At 46.2% G+C, this 23186-nt stretch carries 22 protein-coding genes; 18 read left to right on the top strand and 4 right to left on the bottom strand.

Features of this window, described 5'->3' with window-relative positions; genetic code table 11:
• Nucleotides 1-9: 9 nt before the first annotated feature.
• From V1498_RS10575 to rpiA, 3 genes are all read left to right on the top strand, one after another.
• Nucleotides 10-951, top strand: a complete 942-nt coding sequence (locus V1498_RS10575) for an LLM class flavin-dependent oxidoreductase (protein WP_409298869.1) — start codon at nucleotides 10-12, stop codon at nucleotides 949-951.
• Between the two features lie 99 nt (nucleotides 952-1050).
• The gene (locus V1498_RS10580) at nucleotides 1051-1371 is read left to right on the top strand and encodes a 2Fe-2S iron-sulfur cluster-binding protein (protein WP_409298870.1); all 321 of its coding nucleotides are present in this window, start codon (nucleotides 1051-1053) and stop codon (nucleotides 1369-1371) included.
• Between the two features lie 199 nt (nucleotides 1372-1570).
• Entirely contained in the window at nucleotides 1571-2242 is a 672-nt protein-coding gene (gene rpiA, locus V1498_RS10585; RefSeq protein WP_409298872.1) for a ribose-5-phosphate isomerase RpiA, read from the top strand.
• Between the two features lie 36 nt (nucleotides 2243-2278).
• Here rpiA and V1498_RS10590 read toward each other — a convergent pair whose 3' ends face one another.
• Nucleotides 2279-3532, bottom strand: coding sequence for an MFS transporter (locus V1498_RS10590; RefSeq protein ID WP_409298873.1), 1254 nt, complete (start codon nucleotides 3530-3532; stop codon nucleotides 2279-2281).
• Nucleotides 3533-3706: 174 nt separating this feature from the next.
• Between V1498_RS10590 and V1498_RS10595 the strand changes: the two genes are divergently transcribed.
• From V1498_RS10595 to speD, 10 genes are all read left to right on the top strand, one after another.
• On the top strand, nucleotides 3707-4009 hold the full coding sequence (locus tag V1498_RS10595) for a hypothetical protein (protein WP_409298875.1): 303 nt from the start codon (nucleotides 3707-3709) through the stop codon (nucleotides 4007-4009).
• A 658-nt stretch (nucleotides 4010-4667) separates the two neighbouring features.
• Nucleotides 4668-5675 carry a LacI family DNA-binding transcriptional regulator gene (locus V1498_RS10600; RefSeq protein ID WP_409298876.1) on the top strand — a complete coding sequence of 336 codons (1008 nt, stop codon included), beginning with the start codon at nucleotides 4668-4670 and terminating at the stop codon, nucleotides 5673-5675.
• Between the two features lie 15 nt (nucleotides 5676-5690).
• Nucleotides 5691-7001 (top strand): ABC transporter substrate-binding protein, encoded by a 1311-nt coding sequence (locus tag V1498_RS10605; RefSeq protein WP_409298877.1) that lies wholly within the window; start codon nucleotides 5691-5693, stop codon nucleotides 6999-7001.
• Between the two features lie 237 nt (nucleotides 7002-7238).
• On the top strand, nucleotides 7239-8477 hold the full coding sequence (locus tag V1498_RS10610) for a carbohydrate ABC transporter permease (protein WP_409299253.1): 1239 nt from the start codon (nucleotides 7239-7241) through the stop codon (nucleotides 8475-8477).
• 59 nt (nucleotides 8478-8536) lie between these two features.
• Entirely contained in the window at nucleotides 8537-9364 is an 828-nt protein-coding gene (locus tag V1498_RS10615; RefSeq protein ID WP_409298879.1) for a carbohydrate ABC transporter permease, read from the top strand.
• 13 nt (nucleotides 9365-9377) lie between these two features.
• Complete coding sequence (locus tag V1498_RS10620; RefSeq protein ID WP_409298881.1) at nucleotides 9378-10097, top strand: ThuA domain-containing protein; 720 nt, start codon at nucleotides 9378-9380, stop codon at nucleotides 10095-10097.
• A gap of 13 nt (nucleotides 10098-10110) precedes the next feature.
• Nucleotides 10111-11151 carry a Gfo/Idh/MocA family protein gene (locus V1498_RS10625; RefSeq protein ID WP_409298883.1) on the top strand — a complete coding sequence of 347 codons (1041 nt, stop codon included), beginning with the start codon at nucleotides 10111-10113 and terminating at the stop codon, nucleotides 11149-11151.
• 16 nt (nucleotides 11152-11167) lie between these two features.
• Nucleotides 11168-12241 (top strand): Gfo/Idh/MocA family protein, encoded by a 1074-nt coding sequence (locus V1498_RS10630; RefSeq protein WP_409298885.1) that lies wholly within the window; start codon nucleotides 11168-11170, stop codon nucleotides 12239-12241.
• Nucleotides 12238-13206, top strand: coding sequence for a sugar phosphate isomerase/epimerase family protein (locus V1498_RS10635; protein WP_409298887.1), 969 nt, complete (start codon nucleotides 12238-12240; stop codon nucleotides 13204-13206). The genes V1498_RS10630 and V1498_RS10635 overlap by 4 nt, the downstream gene beginning before the upstream one ends.
• Nucleotides 13207-13646: 440 nt before the next feature.
• Complete coding sequence (gene speD / locus V1498_RS10640) at nucleotides 13647-14483, top strand: adenosylmethionine decarboxylase (RefSeq protein WP_409298888.1); 837 nt, start codon at nucleotides 13647-13649, stop codon at nucleotides 14481-14483.
• Between the two features lie 36 nt (nucleotides 14484-14519).
• Here speD and V1498_RS10645 read toward each other — a convergent pair whose 3' ends face one another.
• Entirely contained in the window at nucleotides 14520-15446 is a 927-nt protein-coding gene (locus V1498_RS10645) for a MerR family transcriptional regulator (RefSeq protein WP_409298890.1), read from the bottom strand.
• A gap of 839 nt (nucleotides 15447-16285) precedes the next feature.
• Here V1498_RS10645 and V1498_RS10650 point away from each other — a divergent pair.
• Together V1498_RS10650 and V1498_RS10655 are read left to right on the top strand one after the other, a co-directional pair.
• Nucleotides 16286-16816 (top strand): YceI family protein, encoded by a 531-nt coding sequence (locus tag V1498_RS10650; protein ID WP_409298891.1) that lies wholly within the window; start codon nucleotides 16286-16288, stop codon nucleotides 16814-16816.
• A 109-nt stretch (nucleotides 16817-16925) separates the two neighbouring features.
• Nucleotides 16926-17429 carry a DinB family protein gene (locus tag V1498_RS10655; RefSeq protein WP_409298893.1) on the top strand — a complete coding sequence of 168 codons (504 nt, stop codon included), beginning with the start codon at nucleotides 16926-16928 and terminating at the stop codon, nucleotides 17427-17429.
• A 39-nt stretch (nucleotides 17430-17468) separates the two neighbouring features.
• Here the strand turns inward: V1498_RS10655 and V1498_RS10660 are convergent, their stop codons facing one another.
• Complete coding sequence (locus V1498_RS10660; protein WP_409298894.1) at nucleotides 17469-18491, bottom strand: LLM class flavin-dependent oxidoreductase; 1023 nt, start codon at nucleotides 18489-18491, stop codon at nucleotides 17469-17471.
• 177 nt (nucleotides 18492-18668) lie between these two features.
• Here V1498_RS10660 and V1498_RS10665 point away from each other — a divergent pair, with 177 nt between their 5' ends.
• From V1498_RS10665 to V1498_RS10675, 3 genes are all read left to right on the top strand, one after another.
• Nucleotides 18669-19259 carry a molybdopterin-dependent oxidoreductase gene (locus V1498_RS10665; protein ID WP_409298895.1) on the top strand — a complete coding sequence of 197 codons (591 nt, stop codon included), beginning with the start codon at nucleotides 18669-18671 and terminating at the stop codon, nucleotides 19257-19259.
• A gap of 149 nt (nucleotides 19260-19408) precedes the next feature.
• Nucleotides 19409-20077, top strand: a complete 669-nt coding sequence (locus V1498_RS10670; protein WP_409298897.1) for an NAD(P)H-dependent oxidoreductase — start codon at nucleotides 19409-19411, stop codon at nucleotides 20075-20077.
• A gap of 20 nt (nucleotides 20078-20097) precedes the next feature.
• Nucleotides 20098-21213 carry an NADH-dependent flavin oxidoreductase gene (locus V1498_RS10675; RefSeq protein WP_409298899.1) on the top strand — a complete coding sequence of 372 codons (1116 nt, stop codon included), beginning with the start codon at nucleotides 20098-20100 and terminating at the stop codon, nucleotides 21211-21213.
• Between the two features lie 44 nt (nucleotides 21214-21257).
• On the opposite strand, the gene pepF is transcribed toward V1498_RS10675, so the two are convergent.
• The gene (gene pepF, locus V1498_RS10680; RefSeq protein ID WP_409298900.1) at nucleotides 21258-23162 is read right to left on the bottom strand and encodes an oligoendopeptidase F; all 1905 of its coding nucleotides are present in this window, start codon (nucleotides 23160-23162) and stop codon (nucleotides 21258-21260) included.
• Nucleotides 23163-23186 lie beyond the last annotated feature (24 nt).

Genomic DNA, 23186 nt, shown 5'->3' on the forward strand with positions numbered 1-23186 from the left:
GGTGACAGGATGAAACTTAGTATTTTAGATCAGGCACCCATCCTTGAAGGATCAGACGCAAACACTGCGTTGAATGAAGCGGCAAGACTCGCCGCTGCAGGGGAAGTGCTTGGCTATTCCCGGTATTGGATTGCGGAGCACCATGACATAGGCGGACTTGCATGTCCTGCGCCGGAAGTGATGCTGAGCTATATTGGCACAAAAACAAAATCCATCCGAATCGGATCCGGCGCTGTCCTGCTGCCGCACTATAAACCTTACAAGATAGCTGAAAGCTTTAATCTGCTGGCTGTCCTGTTTCCTGGGAGAATAGATCTCGGAATCGGGAGAGCGCCGGGCGGATCTGCCGAGGCATCCATGGCTTTATCTGATAATTTCCTGGAACAGGTCCGGATGATGCCGGATAAATATAGGGAGCTTCTTCATTTTTTGGATCGTGATTTTCCCGGCTCTTCCATGTTCTCTAAAATAAAGGCTTCTCCCGTGCCTGATATCACGCCAGAGCCCTGGCTTCTAGGAACCAGCAAAAAGAGTGCCCTGCTCGCTGCAGAAACCGGTTCTCCCTATGTGTTTGGGCAATTCATGAGCGATGCGGATACAAACGAAGTTATCCGTCTATACCGGGAACATTACCAGCCGCGGAAAAGCAATGATAAACCGAAAGTTATAGCAGCTGTCTCCGTGATCTGTGCATCGGACAGGCAGCGGGCCGATGAAATCAGGCATGAAATGCAGAGGGTAAGGAAAATGCATGAACCGACGGGGTCAGCGGACGAAGAACGGGAAGCTCAAGATTCTAAAACCATCACAGGAAATCCAATGGAAGTAAAAGAAAAACTGCTCTCTTTTGCAGTGGAACATTCTCTGGAAGAATTAATGATCATCACGATGGCACCGACTTACAGCGAAAGAATAGAGTCCTACCGCCTGATAGCTGAAGAAATGCTGTAACCGACTTTTAGCAATAACTTCTTCCAAAGTATTTTACCGCCCTCCAAAAAAGGGAACAATAAAGATACATCATTCTGAAATTCAGGGAGGAGGAACACCATGCCAATAGTTACTGCTGTCGGCTTCGGGCAGTTTGACGTTCCTGCCGGGCGTAAGCTGGTCCTTGCACTTGAGGATAACGGCGTCGCCATCCTGCACCGGTGCGGAGGAAAAGCGAAATGCACCACATGCAGGGTAGAGGTATTGGAAGGGGATTACCAGGAAATTTCGAAAAAGAAAGCAATGATGATGATGGACCATACAATCGATGACCAGCTCCGGTTATCATGCCAGATGGCTGTTTCAGGTGATATTACCATCAGGCCGATCAAGACGGTTGAAAACAGTGGACTGGATGCCGGGCCAAGGCCTGAGGAATAAAAACAAACATAAATTTTCTACTCGCAGATCATGCATGGAAATGAACGAAATAAGTGCAGGAACAAATTCAATTAGGCGGTGGAGCGGAGCAAGGCGCGGGCAGTAATGCATGTACACACCAGCTGGAGGAAGCCTCAAGGTACATGCAGCTCCGCCCCATTTCCACATAAATAAGAGAATCAAAAGAAGGGGGGATTTCATGGAAAGCAAACGGCTGGCAGGCGAAGAGGCAGCGGGATATGTTGAAAATAACATGATAGTCGGTCTTGGGACAGGGAGCACTATTTATTATACCCTGCTGAAGCTGGCGGATTTAATCAGGAATCATGGCCTGAATATCAGGGGGATCCCTACGTCGAAGGAAACAGAAAAACTTGCCCGGGAGCTTGGGATTCCGCTCCTTGCATTCAAGGAAGCAGAATCCATAGATCTGGCCATTGATGGGACAGATGCCTCGGATCAGCATCTCAATATGATTAAAGGAGGCGGAGGGGCACTGCTCAGGGAAAAAATCGTGGCAAGGGCAGCCAAGAGATTTATCGTAGCTGCAGACCGCTCCAAGTTAGTCAGGAATCTGGCCAGTGTAAAACTCCCGGTTGAGGTGATCCCGTTCGGTATGGAAATGACAGAAAAACATCTGAAGGCACTGGGATGTGCAACCGAGGTCCGCATGAAGGGGGCCAGCTCCTTTGTAACGGATAACGGCAACCATATTATCGATTGTTCGTTCAATGAGATCAACGATCCCGGTGAACTTGAAAAGGAAATCAATTTGATACCAGGGGCCGTAGAAAATGGTCTTTTTGTGGGAATGGCGGAAAGGCTTATTACAGTGAATGACAAAAGAAAAATTGTGTACGTAAAGGCATAGTAAGCTGGACCTTCTGGGTCCAGCTTATTATGAAATTCAAGCCTCGCTTGCTGTCTTCTGCTGTACACCGGCAGCCCTTTGGTCAAGCTCCGGGCAGATCAGGGCATATAACAGGGTCCCGAAGATCCCCATTGCTGTTATGAAAATGGTAATGGCAAAGCTTGATAGGAACGAACTGATTGTGACCGTTAAGGAGCAGATCAGCATGGCCAGGTTAAAGGTCAGTCCTGAAACCGCCATATAGGAACTTCTCGCGTGTTCGGGTGGAAGGGAGGCCATATAATTTTGCTGCACGGGTACACGGACGATTTCTGCTGCCGTCGCCGCGAGCATCGCTCCAAAAAGCAGCCAGATATTGTTTGAATAGGAAATGACGGCATATCCGGCAACAAATATAATGCAGCTGTTCAGGAGGACTTTCCGATCCTCCCATTTCCCTGCAAGGCGTGCCGCAAACAGAGCCATTAAAACAACAAGGATCGTATTTTCTGTTCTTAAAAAACCGGTCATCTCCAACCCGTCAAACGACCATCCGAAAAGGTGCTGCTGCGGAAGCTCGGCAGCAAGCCTGATGCTGATATAGCTGGTGAGCTGAAATTCCATGGAAATGACCAGGAGGCCGGCCAGGACAAAGATGACAAACACACGGTCCCGGAATACTTCCTGATAGGCAGAAAGCATTTTGGCTGCCTGGCCTCTTAGGTTTATGGTTCCTGCCTTTACAGGTGTATAACTTTCACTTATAAAGAACGTGATCAGCACCCAGGTCAGGAGGGATGTCAGCGTCAAAGCGGTCAGCAGCTCAAATAGGTAATTCTTGAACAAAAATCCGCCAAGTATTCCTCCAATAGCAATGGATAGATTGTTTGCCCAGTAGAGGATGGAGTACATGGATTTCCTTTCCTCTGGCCTGCTGACATCCATCAGCATCGCCTGTCCGGCAGGTCCGGAAAGGCCCCAGCAGATGCTATTGACGGTCATCATGGCAAACGTAAGCGCAGGTGAGTGGAACCATGGTGAATTTGCCAGCATCATGGAGAAAAAAGCTAAAAAGCGAAGGCTTTCTGCAAACACGATGATTTTCTTGCGGCCGAATTGATCAGAAAAATACCCGCCGAAGAAATTGATTAGAATGCCGATGAAAACATTAATCAGCAGTAGAAGGCCGGCATTTCTGGTCCCGAAATAATGAGACAGATATATCGCCATAAAAGGAAAGATCATGCTTCCGATCATGGAGCCTAAAAAGGACTCTAAAAGTCTGATCTGGATTGTCCTATGAAAAGACATGATATTCATTTTTCCTGCCGTCCTTTCTGTTGGAATTTTTTGGGTATGAAAATAATATATAAGAATAGTGGGCACTTTCCAACTATATTTTAAAAAATCATTATGAATACTAAAAAGAACTATTATTCTGACAATTTTGGTTTTATGCAAAATTGCTAACTAGGAGTGGATAATATGTTTTATGGACAGCGGACAATATCCTTTTTATGGTCAGGCCTCACTTTGCGTTTTGTGGATCAGCGCAGCATTATCCTGCCTTACATATTCTTTTTCCTCCTGGCTGTCTGTCTGGAAGGAGTCCTCTGGTTCCTTATAGGGACAGCGCTCTACTTTTCATTCTCCATACATAGTGCGCCGGACTGGCTGTTCTTATTATGCACTTTCCTGCATGCCCTCCTGACGGTCTTTTCAATTTATATCCTGAAGGATCTTTACAAAATTCATCTTAGCAGTGCACGTCATACTGGAAAGGGATAAAGCAGCTGCCGCATTAGAAAAGCAGGGAATAGTACTATGGAAAAAGAGCAGTCTGTTACAGACCGGTTTACTGGGGCACACAGGATAATCGGTTTTTTTTAGTAGATTGAACTGGGTTCGTTAAATTGAGGTCAAAATCATATGAAAGACATTTAGTGCAGGCATCCGAATTGAAAAGTCCTTCGTCGGGGGTATGAAGGACTTTTTGAGCAGGAGATTGGATTGAAATGTCCTTCATTGTGGGTATGAAGGACTTTTTGAGCAGGAGATTGGATTAAAATGTCCTTCATTGTGGGTATGAAGGACCTTTTGAGCAGGAAATCGAATTGAAAAGTCCTTCATCGTGAGTGTGATGGCCTCTTTGAGCAGAGAATAATCGAAAAAGCCATTCATAAGTCGTATGAAACGCTAACCTATCAAAAAGGCTGGAACCCCCGGCGTTACTATGTTTTTTCCCTTCAATTACCCGTACCGGTTCCCGCTTTTCACACAGCCTGCAACTACCTGCATCTACAACTGTCAAAACCTGTATAGACAAATTTATTTAAATCTTGCATAAAACGCTTGAAATCGATTTCAATGTGAAGTACATTAAAATTGTAAACGGTTACTACAATAACTTGCATGCGATGCAAAAGGAGGGAAAAGGGGGATAGCGTTGTCCACTATTTCAGATGTGGCCAATTTAGCGGGACTTTCCAGGGCAACAGTTTCACGGGTGATCAATAATCATCCCAATGTGAGCGAAGAGAAAAAAAAGCTTGTGCTGAATGCAATGGAACAATTGAATTATGTGCCAAATACTACGGCACAGAGGCTGCGCAACCAGAAAACAGATACGATCGCCATCCTGGTTCCTGTTTTAACCAATCCGTTTTTCGCTTATCTTCTTGAAGCCATGGATACGGTGGCGACCCGGAACGATTTTCAGCTCCTTGTCTGTCAGACGCGCTACGATAGGGAAAAAGAGCTTAATTTCCTTGATCTTTTAAAAAAAAAGCAAGTGGATGGGCTTATCCTGACTTCCTGTGAAAATGACTGGGACATTATCTCGGATTACTCGAAGTTCGGACCGATTGTCCTCTGCAATGAACAGAGTAGTGAAGCCGGTGTTCCGGCAGTGCGGATGGATAATACGGAGGCTGCGTACCTGGCGACCCGGCATATGATCGAGCAGGGCTGCAGAAAAATTGCTTATTCATACGGCGAGAAGAAAAGCAGTGTAGCGCTTGAGAGGGAAACCGGTTTTAAACAGGCGCTGGAGGAGAACGGCCTTCCCATCAATGAAAGATGGTTTATCAACAATGTGTATGACATTGAAGATGGAAGACGTGCCCTCAGGTATCTGGCCGGACTGAAAGATAGGCCGGACGGAATTTTCACCGGAAGTGACCAGGTGGCAACCGGGTTTATCATGGAAGCAAAAAAACAAGGCATATGCATACCAGGCGACCTGGCAGTGGCTGGCTTTGACAACCAGCCCATAGCAAGCGTTATCGATCCCCCCCTTACAACTGTGGCACAGCCTATCAAGCAGATGGGGACTAAGGCTATGGAGACGATGATAGAGGTAATCCTGCATAAACAAGAACTGTCATACCAAGAGATATTATTGCCTTTTGAATTGATCGTCAGAGGTTCCACCCAGCGGAATTCAATTATCTAGGAGGTAAAAATCTGTATGAAAAAGACCAAAAAGACTAAACTTTTAGCAGTTTTTGCAACATTATCTCTAGCGCTTTCGGCCTGCAGCAGCGACCAAAGCAGTTCGGAAGGTGAAAAAGAAAAAGCTTCCGGCAGCAAAAAAGGCGAGAAAGTCACCATCATCTATGCACGAGGCAAGGATGTAACCAAAGGTACAGAAAAAATGGTTGAAGCGTTCGAGAAGAAGCACAAGAACATTGATGTAAAATTCAGGGAAATGCCTGCTGATACCGGACAGCAGCACGATGCTTATGTGACCGCCTTCAACGCTAAATCCTCCGAGATCGACGTAATTGACATGGATGTTATCTGGCCGGCAGAATTTGCCCAGGCTGATTATGTTCTTCCGCTCGACCGCTTCATTGAGCAGGACGGCGTAGACCTTAAGGAATATAACCAGGGTGCCTTGAAGGCAGCCCAGTTCAACGGCAAGCAATGGGCTCTTCCTAAGTTTGTAGATGCCGGACTATTATTCTACCGTAAAGATCTAGTGAAAGATTCCGAGGTTCCTAAAACATGGGATGACCTGCTGACACAGGCTAAAGCCAAAAAAGGCCAGGGCGGCACGAAGTTTGGGTATGTTATGCAGGCCAAGCAATATGAGGGACTGGTCTGTAATGCAGTTGAATTCGTGGCGGCATATGGCGGTAAGTTCATCAATGAAAAGAATGAAGTGGCTGTAAACAGCCCGGAAACAATCAAAGGCCTTAAGAAGCTTGTAGAGATTGCTAAATCAGATGTGGTCCCTGGAAATGTGACGACCTTCACTGAGATCGAAACCGACCAGGCATTCATTGAGGGCCAGACAGCATTCCTCCGCAACTGGCCATATGAATATGCAAGTGCCAATGACAAGGAAAAATCAAAGATTGCCGGAAATGTCGGTGTTGCACCGCTTCCAGCAGGAGATAAAGGTTCAGCAGCAGCACTTGGCGGATGGATGGCAGGAATCAACAAAAACTCCAAGCACCCTAAAGAAGCATGGGAATTCCTTAAATTCATGGCAGGAGCAGAAGGACAGAAAATCGATGCCATCTACGGAGGACACGCTCCTACCATCACTAAGCTATATGATGACCAGGAAATCTTGAAAGCAAATCCGACTTTTGCAGACAAAGGTTTCCAGGATGGTCTTGCTGCAGCTGTTTCACGTCCGGTTGCACCAAACTACCCGGAAATATCTGAAATCATCCAGATCCATGTATCAAAAGCCATCGCTGGCCAGGAAACGGTCGAAGAGGCAGTGAAGAATATGGAAAAAGAAATGAAAGATAAACTAGAATCCTAAGATCTTAGTTTCCAACTGATTAGGACTGCCCGGCTGCCGCCATCTCCTAAAAAAGGGGAAGGAAAGCCGGTGCAGCCTTAATTTATTTTCTTTAAGGTGGGTGAAATGATGAAAAATCCGGGACATGATGATCTTGCCAAAAATAACAGCCAGCCTGCCCTTGAGCCTCTGAAAGCAGCTAAAAATAAGAAACGCCTCAGCGAAAGCAGGGCTGGATACATACTTGTTGCCCCGGCCATGCTTCTCATATTTCTGGTGGCTGTATGGCCGGTACTGCAATCTTTTTACTTCAGTCTTTTCGATCTGCGCCTTAACTCTCCGGTCAAATCGGAGGTTCATTTGAACTATAGTGTGAATCTGGTCAAATATCTGGATAGTTATCCATTCCTGATCAGCACGATTGACGATGAGATCGATGAAAACCATGCTGCTGATGCACTGCAAAAGGCTAAAACACAGCTTGAGGACCTTGATGCCGAGCTGCAGAAGGATAAGGAAATCAAAGTCAAATATGATCAGGTGAATGATAAACTTCTCGCATTTGAACAGCCGGGCGAGGATATCAGAATGGCGGAGCTTGATAAAGATGTGGCCGAAAAATACTTGAAAACCACCAGTTCTGTGGCTGATATACTGAGGGAAACAGCAAGGGAAACCGAATTTACCCAGGAAAAAAAGCTGGTCGGGCTCGCGTCCAACATTAAAGACTCCATTATAAAGCCAAACTTTATCGGTTTAGAGCATTACAAGGAAAATCTTTCAGATTCGAGGATGTGGAAGGCACTCGGAAATACCATGACGTTCACGGTGATATCCGTTGCCTTTGAACTTGTGATCGGACTTGCGATTGCATTATTGATCAACAAAGCATTCTTCGGACGCGGGCTGATCCGGGCGAGTATACTCATACCCTGGGCCATACCAACAGCCGTATCCGCTGTAATGTGGAAATTCCTGTACGATGGACAGAATGGTGTCATTGCCAAGATTTTTGAAGATGTCGGGCTCATTGACAAAATGAGCAGCCTGCTGGTAACAGATACCGGGGCGATGTTCTCTGTTATCTTTACGGATGTATGGAAAACAACGCCATATATGTCACTCCTGCTCCTGGCAGGGCTGCAGACTATACCGTCATCTCTATATGAAGCAGCCTCCATCGATGGAGCGAACAAATGGAAGCAGTTTGTCAACATTACACTGCCGCTCCTGAAATCGAGCATACTCGTTGCCCTCCTGTTCAGGACGCTTGATGCCTTCCGGGTATTCGACCTGATCTGGGTGCTGACGGGCGGAGGACCGGCAAATTCTACAGAAACCATTTCAATCCTTTCTTATAAAATTATGTTCTCGCAGACGAATTTTGGGGAAGGATCTGCACTTGCCGTAATTGTCTTTATCTGTGTGGCGATCATCTCGATGCTTTACATTAAGTTCTTAGGAAAAGATCTTCTTAATGATGGAAGGGGCAATTAAAGCAATCAGCGTTTTATCATAGACTTGTAGAAATACAAATTCCCTTAAGGAGTGAGAAAATGCAAAAGAAGCCTGGTCCCTTTTTCTATCTTTTTCTAGTTATTTTTGTATTCTTTGTGATGTTCCCTTTTTTATGGATGCTCATCAGCTCTGTTAAGCCGCTGAGTGAATTATTTGGAGAAAAAGCCTTTACTCCTTTTTCTTCCAATCCTACATTCCAGAACTATATATCTGTCTTTGTAGACTATCCGTTCCTAAGGTACTTATGGAACAGTCTCGTGGTCTCGACCATTACGACGGTTTATACCGTCATCGTCGCCGCATTTGCTGCCTATGCGATTGCAAGGCTTCAATTCAGAGGGAAGACATTCATTCTTGGAATTGTGCTGTCGGTAACCATGTTTCCACAGATCGCGACCATTTCGCCTATTTACATTTTCCTGAAGAATCTTGGGCTGACCAATTCCTATCTTGGATTGATCATTCCCTATACAACCTTCACACTTCCACTGTCAATCTGGCTCCTGGTTACGTTTTTCAGGAAGATTCCGTCTGATTTGGAAGAAGCGGCTAAAATGGATGGTGCTTCCCTGATGCAGACTTTTTGGAGGGTCATCATGCCGCTGGCTGTGCCGGGTATGTTCACCACAGCCATCCTGGTTTTCATAGCCTCCTGGAATGAATTTTTATTTGCACTCACTATCAATACAGAAGAAAAATACAAAACTGTGCCAGTCGGGATAGCCATGTTTCAGGGTCAGTTCACCATTCCCTGGGGTGAAATCGCAGCTGCGACTGTCGTCGTGACCGTCCCTCTTGTCATCATGGTCCTGATCTTCCAAAGACGGATTGTATCAGGTTTAACTTCAGGCTCAGTTAAAGAATAGGAGTTTATTAAATATGATTAAAGTAACAGTATGGAATGAAAATCAACATGAAAAGAAAAATCCGGCAGTACGGGACATTTATCCTGAAGGCATTCACGGGGCTCTGGCGGACTTCCTGCAGGAAGATTATGAAGTCAGGACAGCTACACTGGACGATGAGGAGCATGGGCTGACAAGAGAAGTCCTCGATTCCACCGATGTCTTATTATGGTGGGGCCATATTGCCCATGAAGAGGTTGAAGAAACAGTCGTGGAGAGAGTATGCCAGAGGGTGCTTGATGGAATGGGCCTGATCGTCCTTCACTCAGGCCATTTCTCTAAAGTCTTCAAAAAACTTATGGGAACTTCCTGTGATCTTAAATGGAGAGAAGCGGATGAGAAGGAACGTATCTGGATCGTAGACCCCGCTCATCCAATCACGGAAGGCGTAGGGGAATATATCGAGCTTGAGAAAGAAGAAATGTACGGAGAACACTTCGATATTCCTGCCCCTGATGAATTGGTGATGGTCAGCTGGTTTGAAGGCGGCGAGGTGTTCCGCAGCGGCTGTACGTATAAGAGAGGAAACGGCCGTGTGTTCTACTTCCGTCCGGGTCATGAAACCTATCCAACCTACCATAATGAAGCAGTACAAAAAGTGATTAAAAATGCGGTTAAATGGGCTGCACCTGTAAAAAGAAGCCGGCCTGTATACGGAAATGCCCACCCGCTCGAAACTATTACGGCTAAATAAGGAGGAACTTAAAATGACTGTCTTAAAAATCGGTGTAGTCGGATGCGGAAGCATAGCGAGGCACAGGCATCTTCCGGAATATGCGGCAAACAAACAAGTGGACATTGCCGCTGTTTGCGATATAGTGTTAGAAAGGGCCGAGGAGATGGCCGATTTATATGGAGCCAAGGCTTATAAAAACTATGAAGAAATGCTTAACGATCCTGGAATCGATGCAATTTCGGTCTGCACACCAAATTATCTCCATGCCCCGGTATCGATTGCTGCACTGAAAGCTGGAAAGCACGTATTATGTGAAAAGCCGATGGCAACTTCAAAAGAAGAAGCAGATGCGATGATTGAGGCTGCACAGCAAAATGACAAAAAGCTGATGATTGCGCATAACCAGCGCTTTGTCGCTTCTCATCAAAGAGCCAGGAAACTCATCAGCGATGGTGAGGCCGGCAGGATCTACAGCTTCAGGACTGCATTTGGCCATCCTGGTCCCGAAGGCTGGAGTATGGATGGAAAGAACAGCTGGTTCTTTAAAAAAGAAGAAGCTTTTATTGGAGCCATGGGAGACCTTGGTGTCCATAAATCTGACCTGATCCGTTACCTTCTTGGGGAGGAAATCGTCGAGGCAGCGGCTTTCGTCGAACACAGCTCAAAGGAAAACAGTACAGTTGACGACAATGCGGTCTGCATCTTGAAGTCAGAAAGCGGGATAGTCGGGACGCTTGCTGCCAGCTGGTCTTATGGCAGGGAGGACAACTCCACAATTATCTTTGGGGAAAAAGCAGTCCTGCGCCTGGAGGATGATCCAGAACACTCGCTGATCGTCCAATATAATAATGGTGAAACGGTAAAATATGAGCTCGGGCGGATCCAGTCAAACGAAGAAGGCGGCCAGAGCAGTTCCCAGGTCATCAATAAATTCGTTGAGAGTATAATAGAAGATAAAGAGGTGCCAGTAAGCGGGGAAGAAGGAAAAAGATCCCTCGGAATTATCCTGGCTGCCCTGGAATCTTCAGAAACTAAGCAAGTGATTAGCTTGAAGGAAAAACAATTGATTTAAAAGATAGGTGATAATAATGACAAAGCTCCGCATAGGAATCATCGGTGCCGGAGGAATAGCACAAGGAAGGCATATCCCGACACTCATTAAGCTGCACGACCAGGTTTCCATTGAAGCGCTGTATGACCTGAATCCTGTAACCTCGGCAGAAGCCGCAGGGAAATTCGGCATCCCGGTCATCGCTGAAACATATCAGGAAGTTTTCCCCCATGTGGATGCAGTAGTCATTGCGACGCCGAATAAATATCATGCAGAAATAGCCATCGCCGCCCTGAATGCCGGGGTGCATGTTCTCTGTGAAAAGCCGATGGCATTATCTGCTGAAGAAGGCGAAGCGATGATGGAGGCAGCCGAACGTGCCGGAAAAGTCCTGTCCATCGGTTTCCATTACAGGTTCATGAAGGAAGCTATCGCCGCAAAGAAAGCCATGCTGGCAGGAGATGTCGGTAATCCGCTTGTGGTCCGCATCAAGGCCCTCAGGCGCAGAAGAGTCCCGGGCTGGGGCGTATTTACAAATAAAGACCTGCAGGGAGGCGGCAGCCTGATCGACTACGGCTGCCACTTATTGGATCTCGCCGTTTGGCTGATTGGCAATCCGGAAGTTTCTGAAGTTACCGGCACTGCCTATAACACACTGAGCAAGATTCCCGGACAGGTAAATCAGTGGGGGAATTTCGATCCGAGTACATTCAACGTCGACGATCATGTGACTGGTTATGTGAAATTCGAAAACGGAGTTTCCCTCCTTCTTGAAACTTCTTGGTCTAACAATATTAAGGAAAATGTTGTCGAAGAAGTAAGCATTTCCGGGGATATGGGCGGTCTGGAAGTATTTCCGTTCAGCCTGAATTATGCCAAGAACGGCATGCTGTTCAACAGTGAGGCTGCATGGATTCCCGGGGAAGATGACCCGAGCCTGCCGCAGGCCCAGAATTTCATAGATGCCTGCCTGGGACTCGCTGAGCAGATCGTGAAGCCGGAAGAAGCCCTTCAGGTGACACGGATTATTGAATCACTTTATGAGAGCAGCGAAACAGGCAAATCCATCAATTTTTTTTTAGAAAACAGGAAGGGTGAAGCAGCACTATGAAACTGGGAGTATTCACCGTATTATTCGCTCAAAAATCCTTCGAGGAAATGCTTGACCATGTAAAGGAAGCAGGGCTTGATGCAGTTGAGATCGGGACCGGGAGCTATCCAGGCAATGATCACTGTCCGCTTGATGAACTGCTCGAAAGCGAAGAAAAGCGGCTTGCCTATAAGAAGCAGGTGGATGACAGAGGCCTAATCATAAGTGCATTCAGCTGTCATGGCAATCCATTATCTCCGGATAAAGAATTCGCGAAGGCATCACATGATACTTTTGTGAAAACCGTCCAGCTTGCAGAATTGCTCGAAATACCGGTCGTAAACTGTTTCTCTGGAATACCCGGTGACCACGAGGGGGCAAAGTATCCGAACTGGCCGGTCGCTCCATGGCCAAATGAGTTCGGTGATGTGCTGAGATGGCAGTGGGAAGAAAAGCTGGTTCCTTACTGGAAAGAATGGGGAACGTATGCTGAGAAGAAAGGTGTGAAAATTGGCCTGGAGCTGCACGGAGGCTTCCTTGTCCATACTCCTTATACCCTTCTGAAGCTACGCGAACTGACCAGTCCAGCCATTGGCGCCAATCTTGATCCGAGCCATCTCTGGTGGCAGGGAATCGATCCAGTCGCAGCCATTAAGATCCTCGGCAAGGAAAATGCCATCCATCATTTCCATGCGAAGGATACGTATATCGACCAGGAAAACGTGAACATGTATGGACTGACCGATATGCAGTCTTACGGAAGCATTCAGACCAGGGCATGGTCGTTCCGTTCTGTCGGCTGCGGTCACAGTGTCCAGGAATGGTCTGATATGATGAGTGCCCTCAGGACATTCGGCTACGATTATGTGGTAAGCATCGAACACGAAGATCCGATCATGTCCATTGAAGAAGGGTTCACTAGGGCTGTGCAAAATCTTCAATCCGTGTTAATCAAAGAAAAGCCTGGTTCTATGTGGTGGGCATAATAGCAACTAGGAAAAAACCTGATGGAATTGCTGCCATCAGGTTTTTTCTGTGGAAAGGGGCGGAGCTGCATGTATCATAAGGCTTCCTGCAGCCGGGTATGACCATCATTTATCTTGCCGGCATTCCTGCCTGCGCCTTAGTCCGCTCCACGCCTTATTGTATTTATTCCTGGTCTAGTCCAGGTTCCTATTTATCGATGAGCTGCGAATAGACTCCTGTTTGTTTTATGGAAATAGAACAAATGGCACTTTCCTTAGCACTTGTGTCCATAGTACCGTATTTATCCCATGGATGGCTGAAACTGTTTTTTCAGCATACAAAAAGGGTATATATCAAAGGTAAGAGTGGACAGGTATATTTTTTAATCGGTATGCAGATATTACTTTGGAAATGTATTGGAGCCATTCACGATAAATAAATGCATAAGGGGAAATGACATATGGCTTTGACACCGGAGCAGCGGATTGAATTGCATGGTTTTAATAACTTGACGAAATCGTTGAGTTTCAACATGTATGATATCTGCTTTACGAAGACGAGAGAAGAACGAGAGGCCTATTTGGAATATATTGATGAACAATATAATGCAGATCGCCTGACTCATATATTGAAAACAGTGGCCGATATCATCGGGGCGCATGTTCTGAATGTGGCCAAGCAGGATTATGTCCCGCAGGGTGCGAGCGTTACTGTCCTTGTATCAGAGGGGCCAGTTGTGGAAGTGCCGGAAGAGTCGTATGATGAATCACCAGGACCGCTGCCGGATAATGTGGTCCTGCAGCTTGATAAAAGTCATATCACGGTACATACGTATCCTGAATTTCATCCGGATGAAGGAATCAGCACATTCAGAGCGGATATTGATGTGTCGACCTGCGGGGAAATCTCACCACTCAAGGCACTGAATTATCTTATTCATTCATTCGACACCGATATTATGACCATGGATTATAGAGTCCGCGGTTTTACCCGCGATATCCAGGGGCATAAACTGTTCATCGACCATGATATCGATTCGATCCAGAACTATATCCCGGTCAGCATCCAAAAGCTGTATGACATGATTGATGTGAATGTTTATCAGGAAAATATTTTCCATACAAAATGTAAGCTGAAGGATTTTGATTTAGATAATTATCTGTTTGGATATACCAAAGATACCCTTCCGGAAGAGGAGCAGAAAACCATATCCAAAAGGCTGCAAAAGGAAATGGATGAAATCTTCTATGGCAAAAATATACGGAATGGAATCCAGATCGAAGAAGAAGAATTGTAACAAGGCTGGCGTATATGCGCCAGCCTTTCGTTATTTTTAAAAAATCTTCCACCATTTCTTATTGTTTTTAGCAGCAGCGACTTCCCGGAAGCTTGTGACCATATCCTGAAAAACATCTTCCCGCTCCTGAATGTTACGGTTGAACTGTTCCATATTTTTATTAAAGGAATCGACAAGAGTTTCCTGGTCCTCCTGCAGGGAACGAGTCATCTTAATCAGGTCTTTCTGTGCTTTGTCCAGGCTGCTTGAAGCAGAGGTGATTAAGCTCTTATAATCTTTGGACGCTGTTTTGGAGGATTCGGAAATCCGTTTTGATAGCTGCTCATAGGTGCCTTTTGAACTCTTCGCAATGCTTTCGGAGAGACTTGCGACAGTTTCGGAATGCCTGATGGAGGCATCAGTGATGCTCTCAGCTATTTCTGTCAGCTCCGTTTTCCTTCTTTCATTAGCACGGCTGATGGATTTTGAAAGGCCTTGTACCGTCCTGAGCGAGCTCTCATGAATTCCGTTCTGGACCTCCTCAAGCATCTGTCTGTTCTGCTTTTTTATTTCAGTCTTAATCTCGGAAAGAAGATTCTGCTTATATGTTTCAAGGGAAGAGAACAGCTCGTCCAAATTGGGCCCTGCCGGTGCAGGGGTCTGTTCCACAGACTGCACGGCAGGAGAATTATCGACAGGCTTTAGTGCGAGTGATTCGGAATCTGTTTCGGAACTCCCTGCCATATGTTTGGTCATGAGAATCCGGATCATATCCTTACTGAGATTTTTTTCTCTCATTTCCTTGATTTTTGCAAGAAGCATGATTTCTGTATCTGTATAAAATCTAGCTCCCTGGCGAGACCGCGGAATTACAAGCAGGCCGTTTAAGTCTTTTTCCCATTGTCTGATCGTGCCTGTAGGAACATTGATCTTTTTTGAAACATCTTTAATGGAATAAGCTTTCAGGAGTTGATTTTTGTTCATTTTGAATCTTCCTTTCATTCTTTTATTATAGGAGAGCGTTAAATTACAAGGTTATAGCCACTATATTCTGCACCTTCATTCCTTTTTTCCTGCCAGGTGACAAAAGCTTTGAAAACTAGTGCAGATTCTCCAAATAATCTGAGAATGATTCAAAAATAGTGGCTGTATTCGCATTTATTGCGGCTATTGAACAAGAAAGTGGATTTCCGCTGCAGGCGCTCAGCCTGAGCGGGGCAGGCGGTGAGCCTCATCGGCTTTGCCTGCGGGGTCTCACCTGTCCCGCCTGCTCCCGCATTAAAAAGCGGAAAGCGGTGCCTGCCAAATAATACTTATTTATAACTCAATGTTCAGGTAAATTGTCTAAGCCTGCGAATATTATGGCAGGCAGAGATCCGATAAAGAAGACTTGCTGATTGGCGAGCGATTGCTGCGACAGAAGCTTAGTCGCACTTATGCGCTAGCGAAAGAAGACTTGCTGATTGGCGAGCGCTAGCTGCGACAGAAGCTTAGTCGCACTTATGCGAAAGCCTTGCAGCTGGATTTAGGAGTCTCGCACCTGAAGCGAAAGTCCACTTGCTTAATCATTCGATTTCCTCACTGAACTAATCCAAAAACAATAATCTTTTATAAAAGAGGCAAAATAGAGTAATAATGCGGAGGTATAATCGGCTTTGGCAATGAAGGGGACATTAGCCGTCCAGGACAAGGTTCACTGTTGCGGGAAAAATATTTGTCAGAAAAATGAGTATACTTGTTTGACATAAATCTTTTTCTTGCTTATAATTATCTCAAATTAAATTATCTCTAATTAGAGATAAAAAACTATGGGAGTGATTAGAATGGCAAAAGCAAAGTGGACACTGGATCCTGCGCACAGCAGCATCGATTTTTCTGTAAAACATATGATGTTTGCTAAGGTTAAAGGTAATTTTAACAAATTTGATGCTGTGATAGAGGCAGATCCTGAAGACCTGACAACCGCAGAGATTGACTTCACAATTGATACCACAAGCATTGATACAAGGAACGAAGACCGTGATGCCCATCTTCGCGGAACAGATTTCTTTGATACGGAACAATTTGGAACCATGACATTCAAATCAGGCACCATCACACGCACCCAGGGCAGCTCCTACACGATAACAGGTGACCTGACGCTTCATGGTGTCACACGCCAGGAAACTTTCCTCGTGACTTACGAAGGCAGCGGAAGTGATCCTTGGGGGAACATAAAGGCAGGATTCAACGTAGAAGGGAAAATCAATAGAAGTGATTATGGACTCACTTGGAATACTGCCCTTGAAACCGGCGGTGTTCTGGTAGGCGACCAGATCAATATTTCACTGCAGCTGCAGGCTGCACAAGCTTAAGTTCATGAAGGCAGACAGCCACTTTGGGGTTGTCTGTTTTTTTGTTTATCTGTTAAAAAGTGCGGGTAAAAAATACGGATTATTACAGGTTATATGAGGAGGAATTTTCTTGGCAGATCTCAAAAGTATATTAAAAATGGGCATGGAGGAATGGAACACTGAATCCAATATGTTTGCCGGTCTGGATAGAGCCTTGGAGGGACTGACTGCCGGGCAGGCAGCCTGGAAGGATGATGGAACAGACAATTCAATCCGTGAAATCGTCCATCATTTAATTTTCTGGAACAGCAGATGGCTGGCCCGGTTCATGGGTCTGCCGGTGGAAGATGCAGGAGAGTTCAGCAATGAATCCACCTTCTTCAAGGATCATACAGCTGTTCAGCCGGATAAAGCCTTGTGGGAGGGTGCTGTCCAGAAGCTGAAGCAGGTACATATAGAATGGATCAGGGCCTTAGAGGAATGTGATGAGGAAATGCTGCTGACAAGTGAGTCACCGGAGAGATTGTGGTGGGAGAAGATTATGGCAATGAATCTCCATTCGGCCCATCATCTTGGCCAGATCATTCTCATCAGGAAGAGACAGGGATCGTGGGAGCCGGTGGATTGGGATTAAAAGAAGCGGCCGGGAAACCCCAGGCCGCTTAACAATGCTTTAATATGATCTAAAAGCTTCGGCAGCTATCTCAAAGGACCGGAGACGGGAATTGTGGTCATAGATCTGTGCATTAATGATCATTTCATCAGCCTCTGTGCTATCAAGGAAAGTTTGCAGTTTTTCGGCAGCCGTCTCCTTGTCACCAATGATGGAAGAGCCAAGCTGCTGTTCCAGAGCAGCTTTTTCATATTCATTCCAGATGCCGTCCATCGTATCTACTGGAGGAAGGAGCGGAGAAGGATTGTTACGGATAAGATTTAAAAATTGCTGCTGCATGCTTGTTGCCAGCCGTTTCGCTTCCTTTTCTGTGTCGGCTGCTATAACATTCACACCGACCATGGCATATGGCTCTTGCAGTATATCTGATGGAGTAAAGCTCTTCCTATAAAGATCCAGGGCACTAAGTGTGTTTTGCGGCGAAAAGTGGCTGGCAAATGCAAATGGCAGTCCAAGGCGCCCCGCAAGCTGTGCACTGAAGCCGCTCGAGCCAAGCAGCCAGACAGGAACATTCAGGCCTTCACCAGGTATGGCATGCACATGCCTTTTACTCCCGGTTTCAGGTTGGAAATATGCCCGCAATTCTTCAAGCTGTTCCGGGAAATCCTGGCCATTGCTATTTGGTCCGCGCCGGAGGGCATAAGCAGTCAGCTGATCGGTGCCGGGGGCCCTGCCGAGACCAAGGTCGATTCTACCCGGGAACAGGGATTCCAGCGTCCCGAATTGTTCTGCGATGATGAGCGGTGAATGGTTAGGGAGCATAATGCCGCCAGAACCGACCCGTATCGTCGATGTTCCGGCTGCCACATGGCCGATAACCAGGGAAGTTGCTGAACTGGCGATGCCGGGCATATTATGATGTTCGGCCAGCCAATAGCGGTTATATCCCCATTTTTCTGCATGCCTTGCAAGATCGAGAGTATTCCTGAATGAGTCGGAAGCAGTACCTCCTGCAGTTATTGGGGAGAGATCAAGAACAGAGTATTTTATATCTCTTAATGATTTCCCTTTTTTTTCAGTCAAATCTATCATCTTCTTTCTTTACAAGCTGTATTGGAGTGGTCATGTATGATCTATTCTATCAGCAGTTTTTCGTGCCTCAAAATATTATGTTTCTGTGAAGGAAAACGACAGGAGATAGAACACTTCCATTGGGGTAACATAATCAGATAAGATCATTAAAGGGAAAGGGTGAACAGGATGAATGGAAAATTGCCTCCAGGACAGTTTGAAACCAAAAGCTGGCCGATTCTCCATCAAGGGGATGTGTACGAGTTTGAAGAAGAGAGCTGGAGTTTCCGCCTGTTTGGAAATGTAGAGGAAGAAGTCGAGCTTTCCTATCAGGAGCTGCTTAAGCTGCGATCAGTAACAGCGACGACTGACATTCATTGTGTGACAACTTGGTCCAAATTCGGGATCACATTTGAAGGAATTCCTCTCAGGGAACTGTTGAAACTTGTGAACATAAAAGAAGGAGTCCAGTATATCAAGGTTTACGGCTATTATGGCGGTGACCGTTTCGGCTATTCTGCGAACCTGCCGCTATCAGATCTGCTCGGGGACGATGCCCTGTTTGTGTACAGATGGAAGGATGAAGAAAATGATTGGCAGGAGCTGTCACCAAAACATGGCTTTCCACTCAGGTTTATCCCGCCGCCAAGCTTTTACTTGTGGAAAGGGACGAAATGGGTTTCCGGCATCCGGTTTATGAAGCTGGATGAACCTGGATTTTGGGAAGAGCTCGGTTATTCCATGACAGCTGATCCATATAAAGAGGAACGATACCGTTAAACCAAGCTGTTTCTTTGACACAGTGTACTGTACTAAATTATATTACAGTAAAGCAAAGCATTATCAGAAATGAAAGGAAGTCCTGATGATGAATGCAATGCAACAGGAGCATAGAAAAAAAGTTTTAGATAAGGTGGTCAGCACAAAAGATGAATAACAGCGAGCTGAAAAAGAACATTATTGATGCTTTTGAATTCAGGCATGCAACAAAGGAATTTGACCCAGGGAAAACAATTTCCGAAGACGATTTTCACTTCATTCTCGAGACAGGCAGATTGTCCCCGAGCTCCATCGGCTTGGAACCCTGGAAATTTGTCGTGCTCCAGAATCCTGAACTGCGCTCGAAAATCAGGGAGGTCTCCTGGGGAGCGCAGGGACAGCTTCCTACTGCCAGCCTTTTTATCCTGATTCTAGCCCGCAGAAATGTAACATATAACTCGGAATACTTTGAGAGACAACTGCGGGAGACCAAGAAAATGCCAGAGGAAGTCATCACGGCCCTGACATCGAGGTACAAGGATTTTCAAAATGACTTTGGCCTCCTGGAGAATAAGACGGCACTGTTTGATTGGTCCAGCAAACAAACCTACATAGCCCTGGCGAATATGATGACGGCAGCGGCCATGATTGGAATTGATTCATGTCCAATCGAAGGCTTTGATGCAGACAGGGTAAATAAGATCCTTGAAGATGAAGGTCTCCTTGAAAACGGGGAGCTTGGGATATCAGTGATGGCTGCCTTTGGTTACAGAGCTGAGAATCCGTCAAGGGAGAAAACAAGGCGGAGCATGGAACAGATTGTTACGTGGGTAGATTGAAGATATTAGGAGGAAAGCAGATGAATGAAAGATACAGAATGCTATTTGACAGTGTAGATCTTGGAAAGGGAACACCATTAAGGAACCGGATTGTCATGGCTCCCATGACGAATTTCTCTTCCAATGATGATGGGACAGTCAGCGATGCTGAAATGAAATACTATGCACGCCGCTCGAAAGGACCGGGCATGGTCATCACGGCCTGTGCCTATGTGACACCGGACGGCAAAGGATTTCCTGGCGAATTTGGCGTACACTCAGATGAAATGATACCAGGTTTGAGAAAACTGGCAGACGCCATTAAAGCTGAAGGTGCCAAAGCGGTTCTTCAGATTTTCCATGGAGGAAGAATGTGCCCGCCTGACCAGGTTCCCGGCGGCGAGGTGGTCAGTGCAAGTGCTGTGCCGGCGGCTGCGGAAGGGGCTCCTGTTCCCCGTCAATTAACAGAGAAGGAAACAGATGAAATGATAGCAGCCTTCGGAGCGGCTGCAAGGCGTGCTGCCGAGGCAGGCTTTGATGGAGTGGAGATACATGGCGCCAATGGCTATCTCATTCAGCAATATTTCTCTCCTCATTCAAACCGTAGGGAAGACCGGTTTGGGGGAAGCCTGGAAAAACGGCTGACATTCCCTCTGGCAGTCGTGGATGAAGTGAAAAAGGCAGCGGCCGGCAAAGAAGATTTCATTGTCGGATACCGCTTTTCACCTGAAGAACCGGAAACACCAGGCATCACGATGGCAGAAACACTTGTCCTCGTCGATGCTTTGGCCGACAGGGGTCTTGATTATCTCCATATTTCCCTTATGGATTTCAAATCTCTTCCGAGGAGGGGTGTGGATGATCCGCGGACACGTCTGGAAATCATTCAGGACCGGGCAGGCGCGAAGCTTCCTGTCATCGGTGTCGGCTCCATTTATAAGCCGGAGGATGCAGTGGCTGCACTCCAGACCGGCGTCCCCCTGATTGCGCTTGGACGGGAATTGATCATTGAACCAGAGTGGGTCCAAAAGATTGAGCAGGGAAAAGAAGACGAGATAGCAACAGTGATCGATAAGGACAAACAGGAAGAATTGACTGTTCCCGGCCCGCTGTGGCAGGCGATCATCAACTCTCCCGGATGGTTTCCGGGAGTATAATAACCAAACCCGGATTCTGCAGTAGAATCCGGGTTTGCTTTTTCTCATTTTTCCTTATCAGCCACCAGGTCCTCAAGCTCGTCCAGTGTTCCCCTGAATACCTTGAGACATTCTTCAATCGGCTTCGCTTCCGACATATCCACACCGGTATTCCTCAGGATAGAGATGGGATCATCCGAGCCGCCCTTCATGAGAAGCTCTCTTTTTATCCTGTCCACAGCCGGCTTTCCTTCTCTTTTGATCTGGGCAGTGAGGGCTGTGGAAGCAGCAAAGCTTGTTGCATATTGATACACATAAAAATTATGGTTGTATAAATGGGGAATCCTGGCCCACTCCAAACCGATTTCTTCATCCTGCTTAACTGCAGGTCCATAGTATTTCTGATTGAGGCGGCTGTAAAGGTTCTTCAGGTTTTCTGCAGTAAGGGGAGTTCCTTCTGCATCCATTTGGTGTACTTCTTTTTCAAACTCGGCGAACTGTGTCTGTCTGAAAAGCGTTGTCCGGAAATCTTCGAGTTTTTGATATAACAGCTGCATCTTCTTTTCTTTCGATTTTGCTTTTTTATATTCACTGTCCCATAAAAGGTTTTCATTTAGCGTGGAGGCAGTTTCTGCAGTGAACGTGGCATAGCCTGCATAAAGGTAATTCTGGGCTTTATTCGACATAACCGAGTGCAGGGCATGGCCGAGCTCGTGGGCAATGGTCGAAACGTCATTTTTGGTACCCTGATAATTCAACAGAACATATGGATGGGTATCATATGCTCCCCACTGATAAGCTCCCGATCGTTTATCTTCAGTCGGATACACATCGATCCAGCCCTCCCTGAAAGCCTGTTTGAGCAAGTTCGTATAATCCGGCCCCATTGTCTTTAAGCCTTCTGTTACCATTTTCTTAGCTTTTTCATAAGTGATATATCCTGTATTCTCCTTAAGCAGCGGGGCATTCATGTCATACATATGCAGTTCCCTGATCCCGAGCAGTTCTTTTTTCAGCTCCATAAACCTGTGCAGGTCCGGAAGCCCCTTATGGACCGTAGCTATGAGATTGTCATAGACTTCAGGCTGAATGCTGTCTGACGAAAGACTGGCGTCCCTGGCTGATGGGTAATGCCTGATTTCTGCGTTAATATTGCTTGCCTTCACCTTAGCGCTTAGAATATTTGCATATGTATCCTGAAATCTTCCAAGTGTGTCATATAACTTGTGGTAAGCCAGACTTCGTTCCTTCCGGTTGCCGCTTTCCATAAAGCCGGAATAATTTGACCGGGTCAGCTTCACCTTCCGCCCATTCGTCTTGATATAGCCAAATGGTACATCCTTCTCCAGTGTCCCATAAACAGAAGGCGCTGTTCCGCCAAGAGGCGAAAGCTTGGAGAGAAGCAGTTCCTGACTGCCTGAGAGGGTATGTTCCTTATCTTTAAAGATATTTTTGAGAAAAAATTGATAGGGTTTCAGTTCTTTGCTTGCCATGTAGGTTTCCATCTTCTTTTTTGGAAGCCTGACAGCTTCAGGAGTGAACCAGGAAAGATGACTGGAAACAGCCTGGTACATATCCTCAGCCTTTGAAACGGCTGTTTGCAGCTGCGGCTTCCCCGGGTCTGCATCAAGCTGCAATTTAGCGTACACATACACCTTTTCAGAAAGACGGGAAAGCACCGAATAATCCTGGATAGCATCCTTCATGACTGTGGGTGATTCAGAAAGCCTCCCCTCATAGTCTTTCTGAAATTGGGCCGATAAAGTGACAGCCTTTGATAGATCCTTCTCCCATGATTTCTGGTCAGGATAGATATGTTCCATTTTCCAGCGGTAATGGGATGGAATTTCAGCCCGGGTTTTATAGAGCGGATTTTCAGGTTTCAGCTCTTTGGCCGCAATGATTTGCAAGGGTGCTGCCGCGGCAGCCAGTACAACTGCAGCAAGACAGGAAAATAGTATACGTTTCATATGCTCCTCCAATCAATTGAATTC

This window comes from Paraperibacillus marinus (assembly GCF_046237605.1).
In the GTDB taxonomy this organism is placed as follows: domain Bacteria; phylum Bacillota; class Bacilli; order Bacillales; family DSM-1321; genus Paraperibacillus; species Paraperibacillus marinus.

Coding starts and splice junctions, on each gene's coding strand:
- rpiA (WP_409298872.1), top strand. CDS start 1,571: ATGGAAAGCAAACGGCTGGCAGGCGAAGAGGCAGCGGGATATGTTGAA.
- V1498_RS10605 (WP_409298877.1), top strand. CDS start 5,691: ATGAAAAAGACCAAAAAGACTAAACTTTTAGCAGTTTTTGCAACATTA.
- V1498_RS10595 (WP_409298875.1), top strand. CDS start 3,707: ATGTTTTATGGACAGCGGACAATATCCTTTTTATGGTCAGGCCTCACT.
- V1498_RS10650 (WP_409298891.1), top strand. CDS start 16,286: ATGGCAAAAGCAAAGTGGACACTGGATCCTGCGCACAGCAGCATCGAT.
- V1498_RS10580 (WP_409298870.1), top strand. CDS start 1,051: ATGCCAATAGTTACTGCTGTCGGCTTCGGGCAGTTTGACGTTCCTGCC.
- speD (WP_409298888.1), top strand. CDS start 13,647: ATGGCTTTGACACCGGAGCAGCGGATTGAATTGCATGGTTTTAATAAC.
- V1498_RS10610 (WP_409299253.1), top strand. CDS start 7,239: ATGCTTCTCATATTTCTGGTGGCTGTATGGCCGGTACTGCAATCTTTT.
- V1498_RS10590 (WP_409298873.1), bottom strand. CDS start 3,532: ATGTCTTTTCATAGGACAATCCAGATCAGACTTTTAGAGTCCTTTTTA.
- V1498_RS10625 (WP_409298883.1), top strand. CDS start 10,111: ATGACTGTCTTAAAAATCGGTGTAGTCGGATGCGGAAGCATAGCGAGG.
- V1498_RS10675 (WP_409298899.1), top strand. CDS start 20,098: ATGAATGAAAGATACAGAATGCTATTTGACAGTGTAGATCTTGGAAAG.
- V1498_RS10635 (WP_409298887.1), top strand. CDS start 12,238: ATGAAACTGGGAGTATTCACCGTATTATTCGCTCAAAAATCCTTCGAG.
- V1498_RS10670 (WP_409298897.1), top strand. CDS start 19,409: ATGAATAACAGCGAGCTGAAAAAGAACATTATTGATGCTTTTGAATTC.
- V1498_RS10575 (WP_409298869.1), top strand. CDS start 10: ATGAAACTTAGTATTTTAGATCAGGCACCCATCCTTGAAGGATCAGAC.
- V1498_RS10620 (WP_409298881.1), top strand. CDS start 9,378: ATGATTAAAGTAACAGTATGGAATGAAAATCAACATGAAAAGAAAAAT.
- pepF (WP_409298900.1), bottom strand. CDS start 23,162: ATGAAACGTATACTATTTTCCTGTCTTGCTGCAGTTGTACTGGCTGCC.
- V1498_RS10645 (WP_409298890.1), bottom strand. CDS start 15,446: ATGAACAAAAATCAACTCCTGAAAGCTTATTCCATTAAAGATGTTTCA.
- V1498_RS10665 (WP_409298895.1), top strand. CDS start 18,669: ATGAATGGAAAATTGCCTCCAGGACAGTTTGAAACCAAAAGCTGGCCG.
- V1498_RS10615 (WP_409298879.1), top strand. CDS start 8,537: ATGCAAAAGAAGCCTGGTCCCTTTTTCTATCTTTTTCTAGTTATTTTT.
- V1498_RS10630 (WP_409298885.1), top strand. CDS start 11,168: ATGACAAAGCTCCGCATAGGAATCATCGGTGCCGGAGGAATAGCACAA.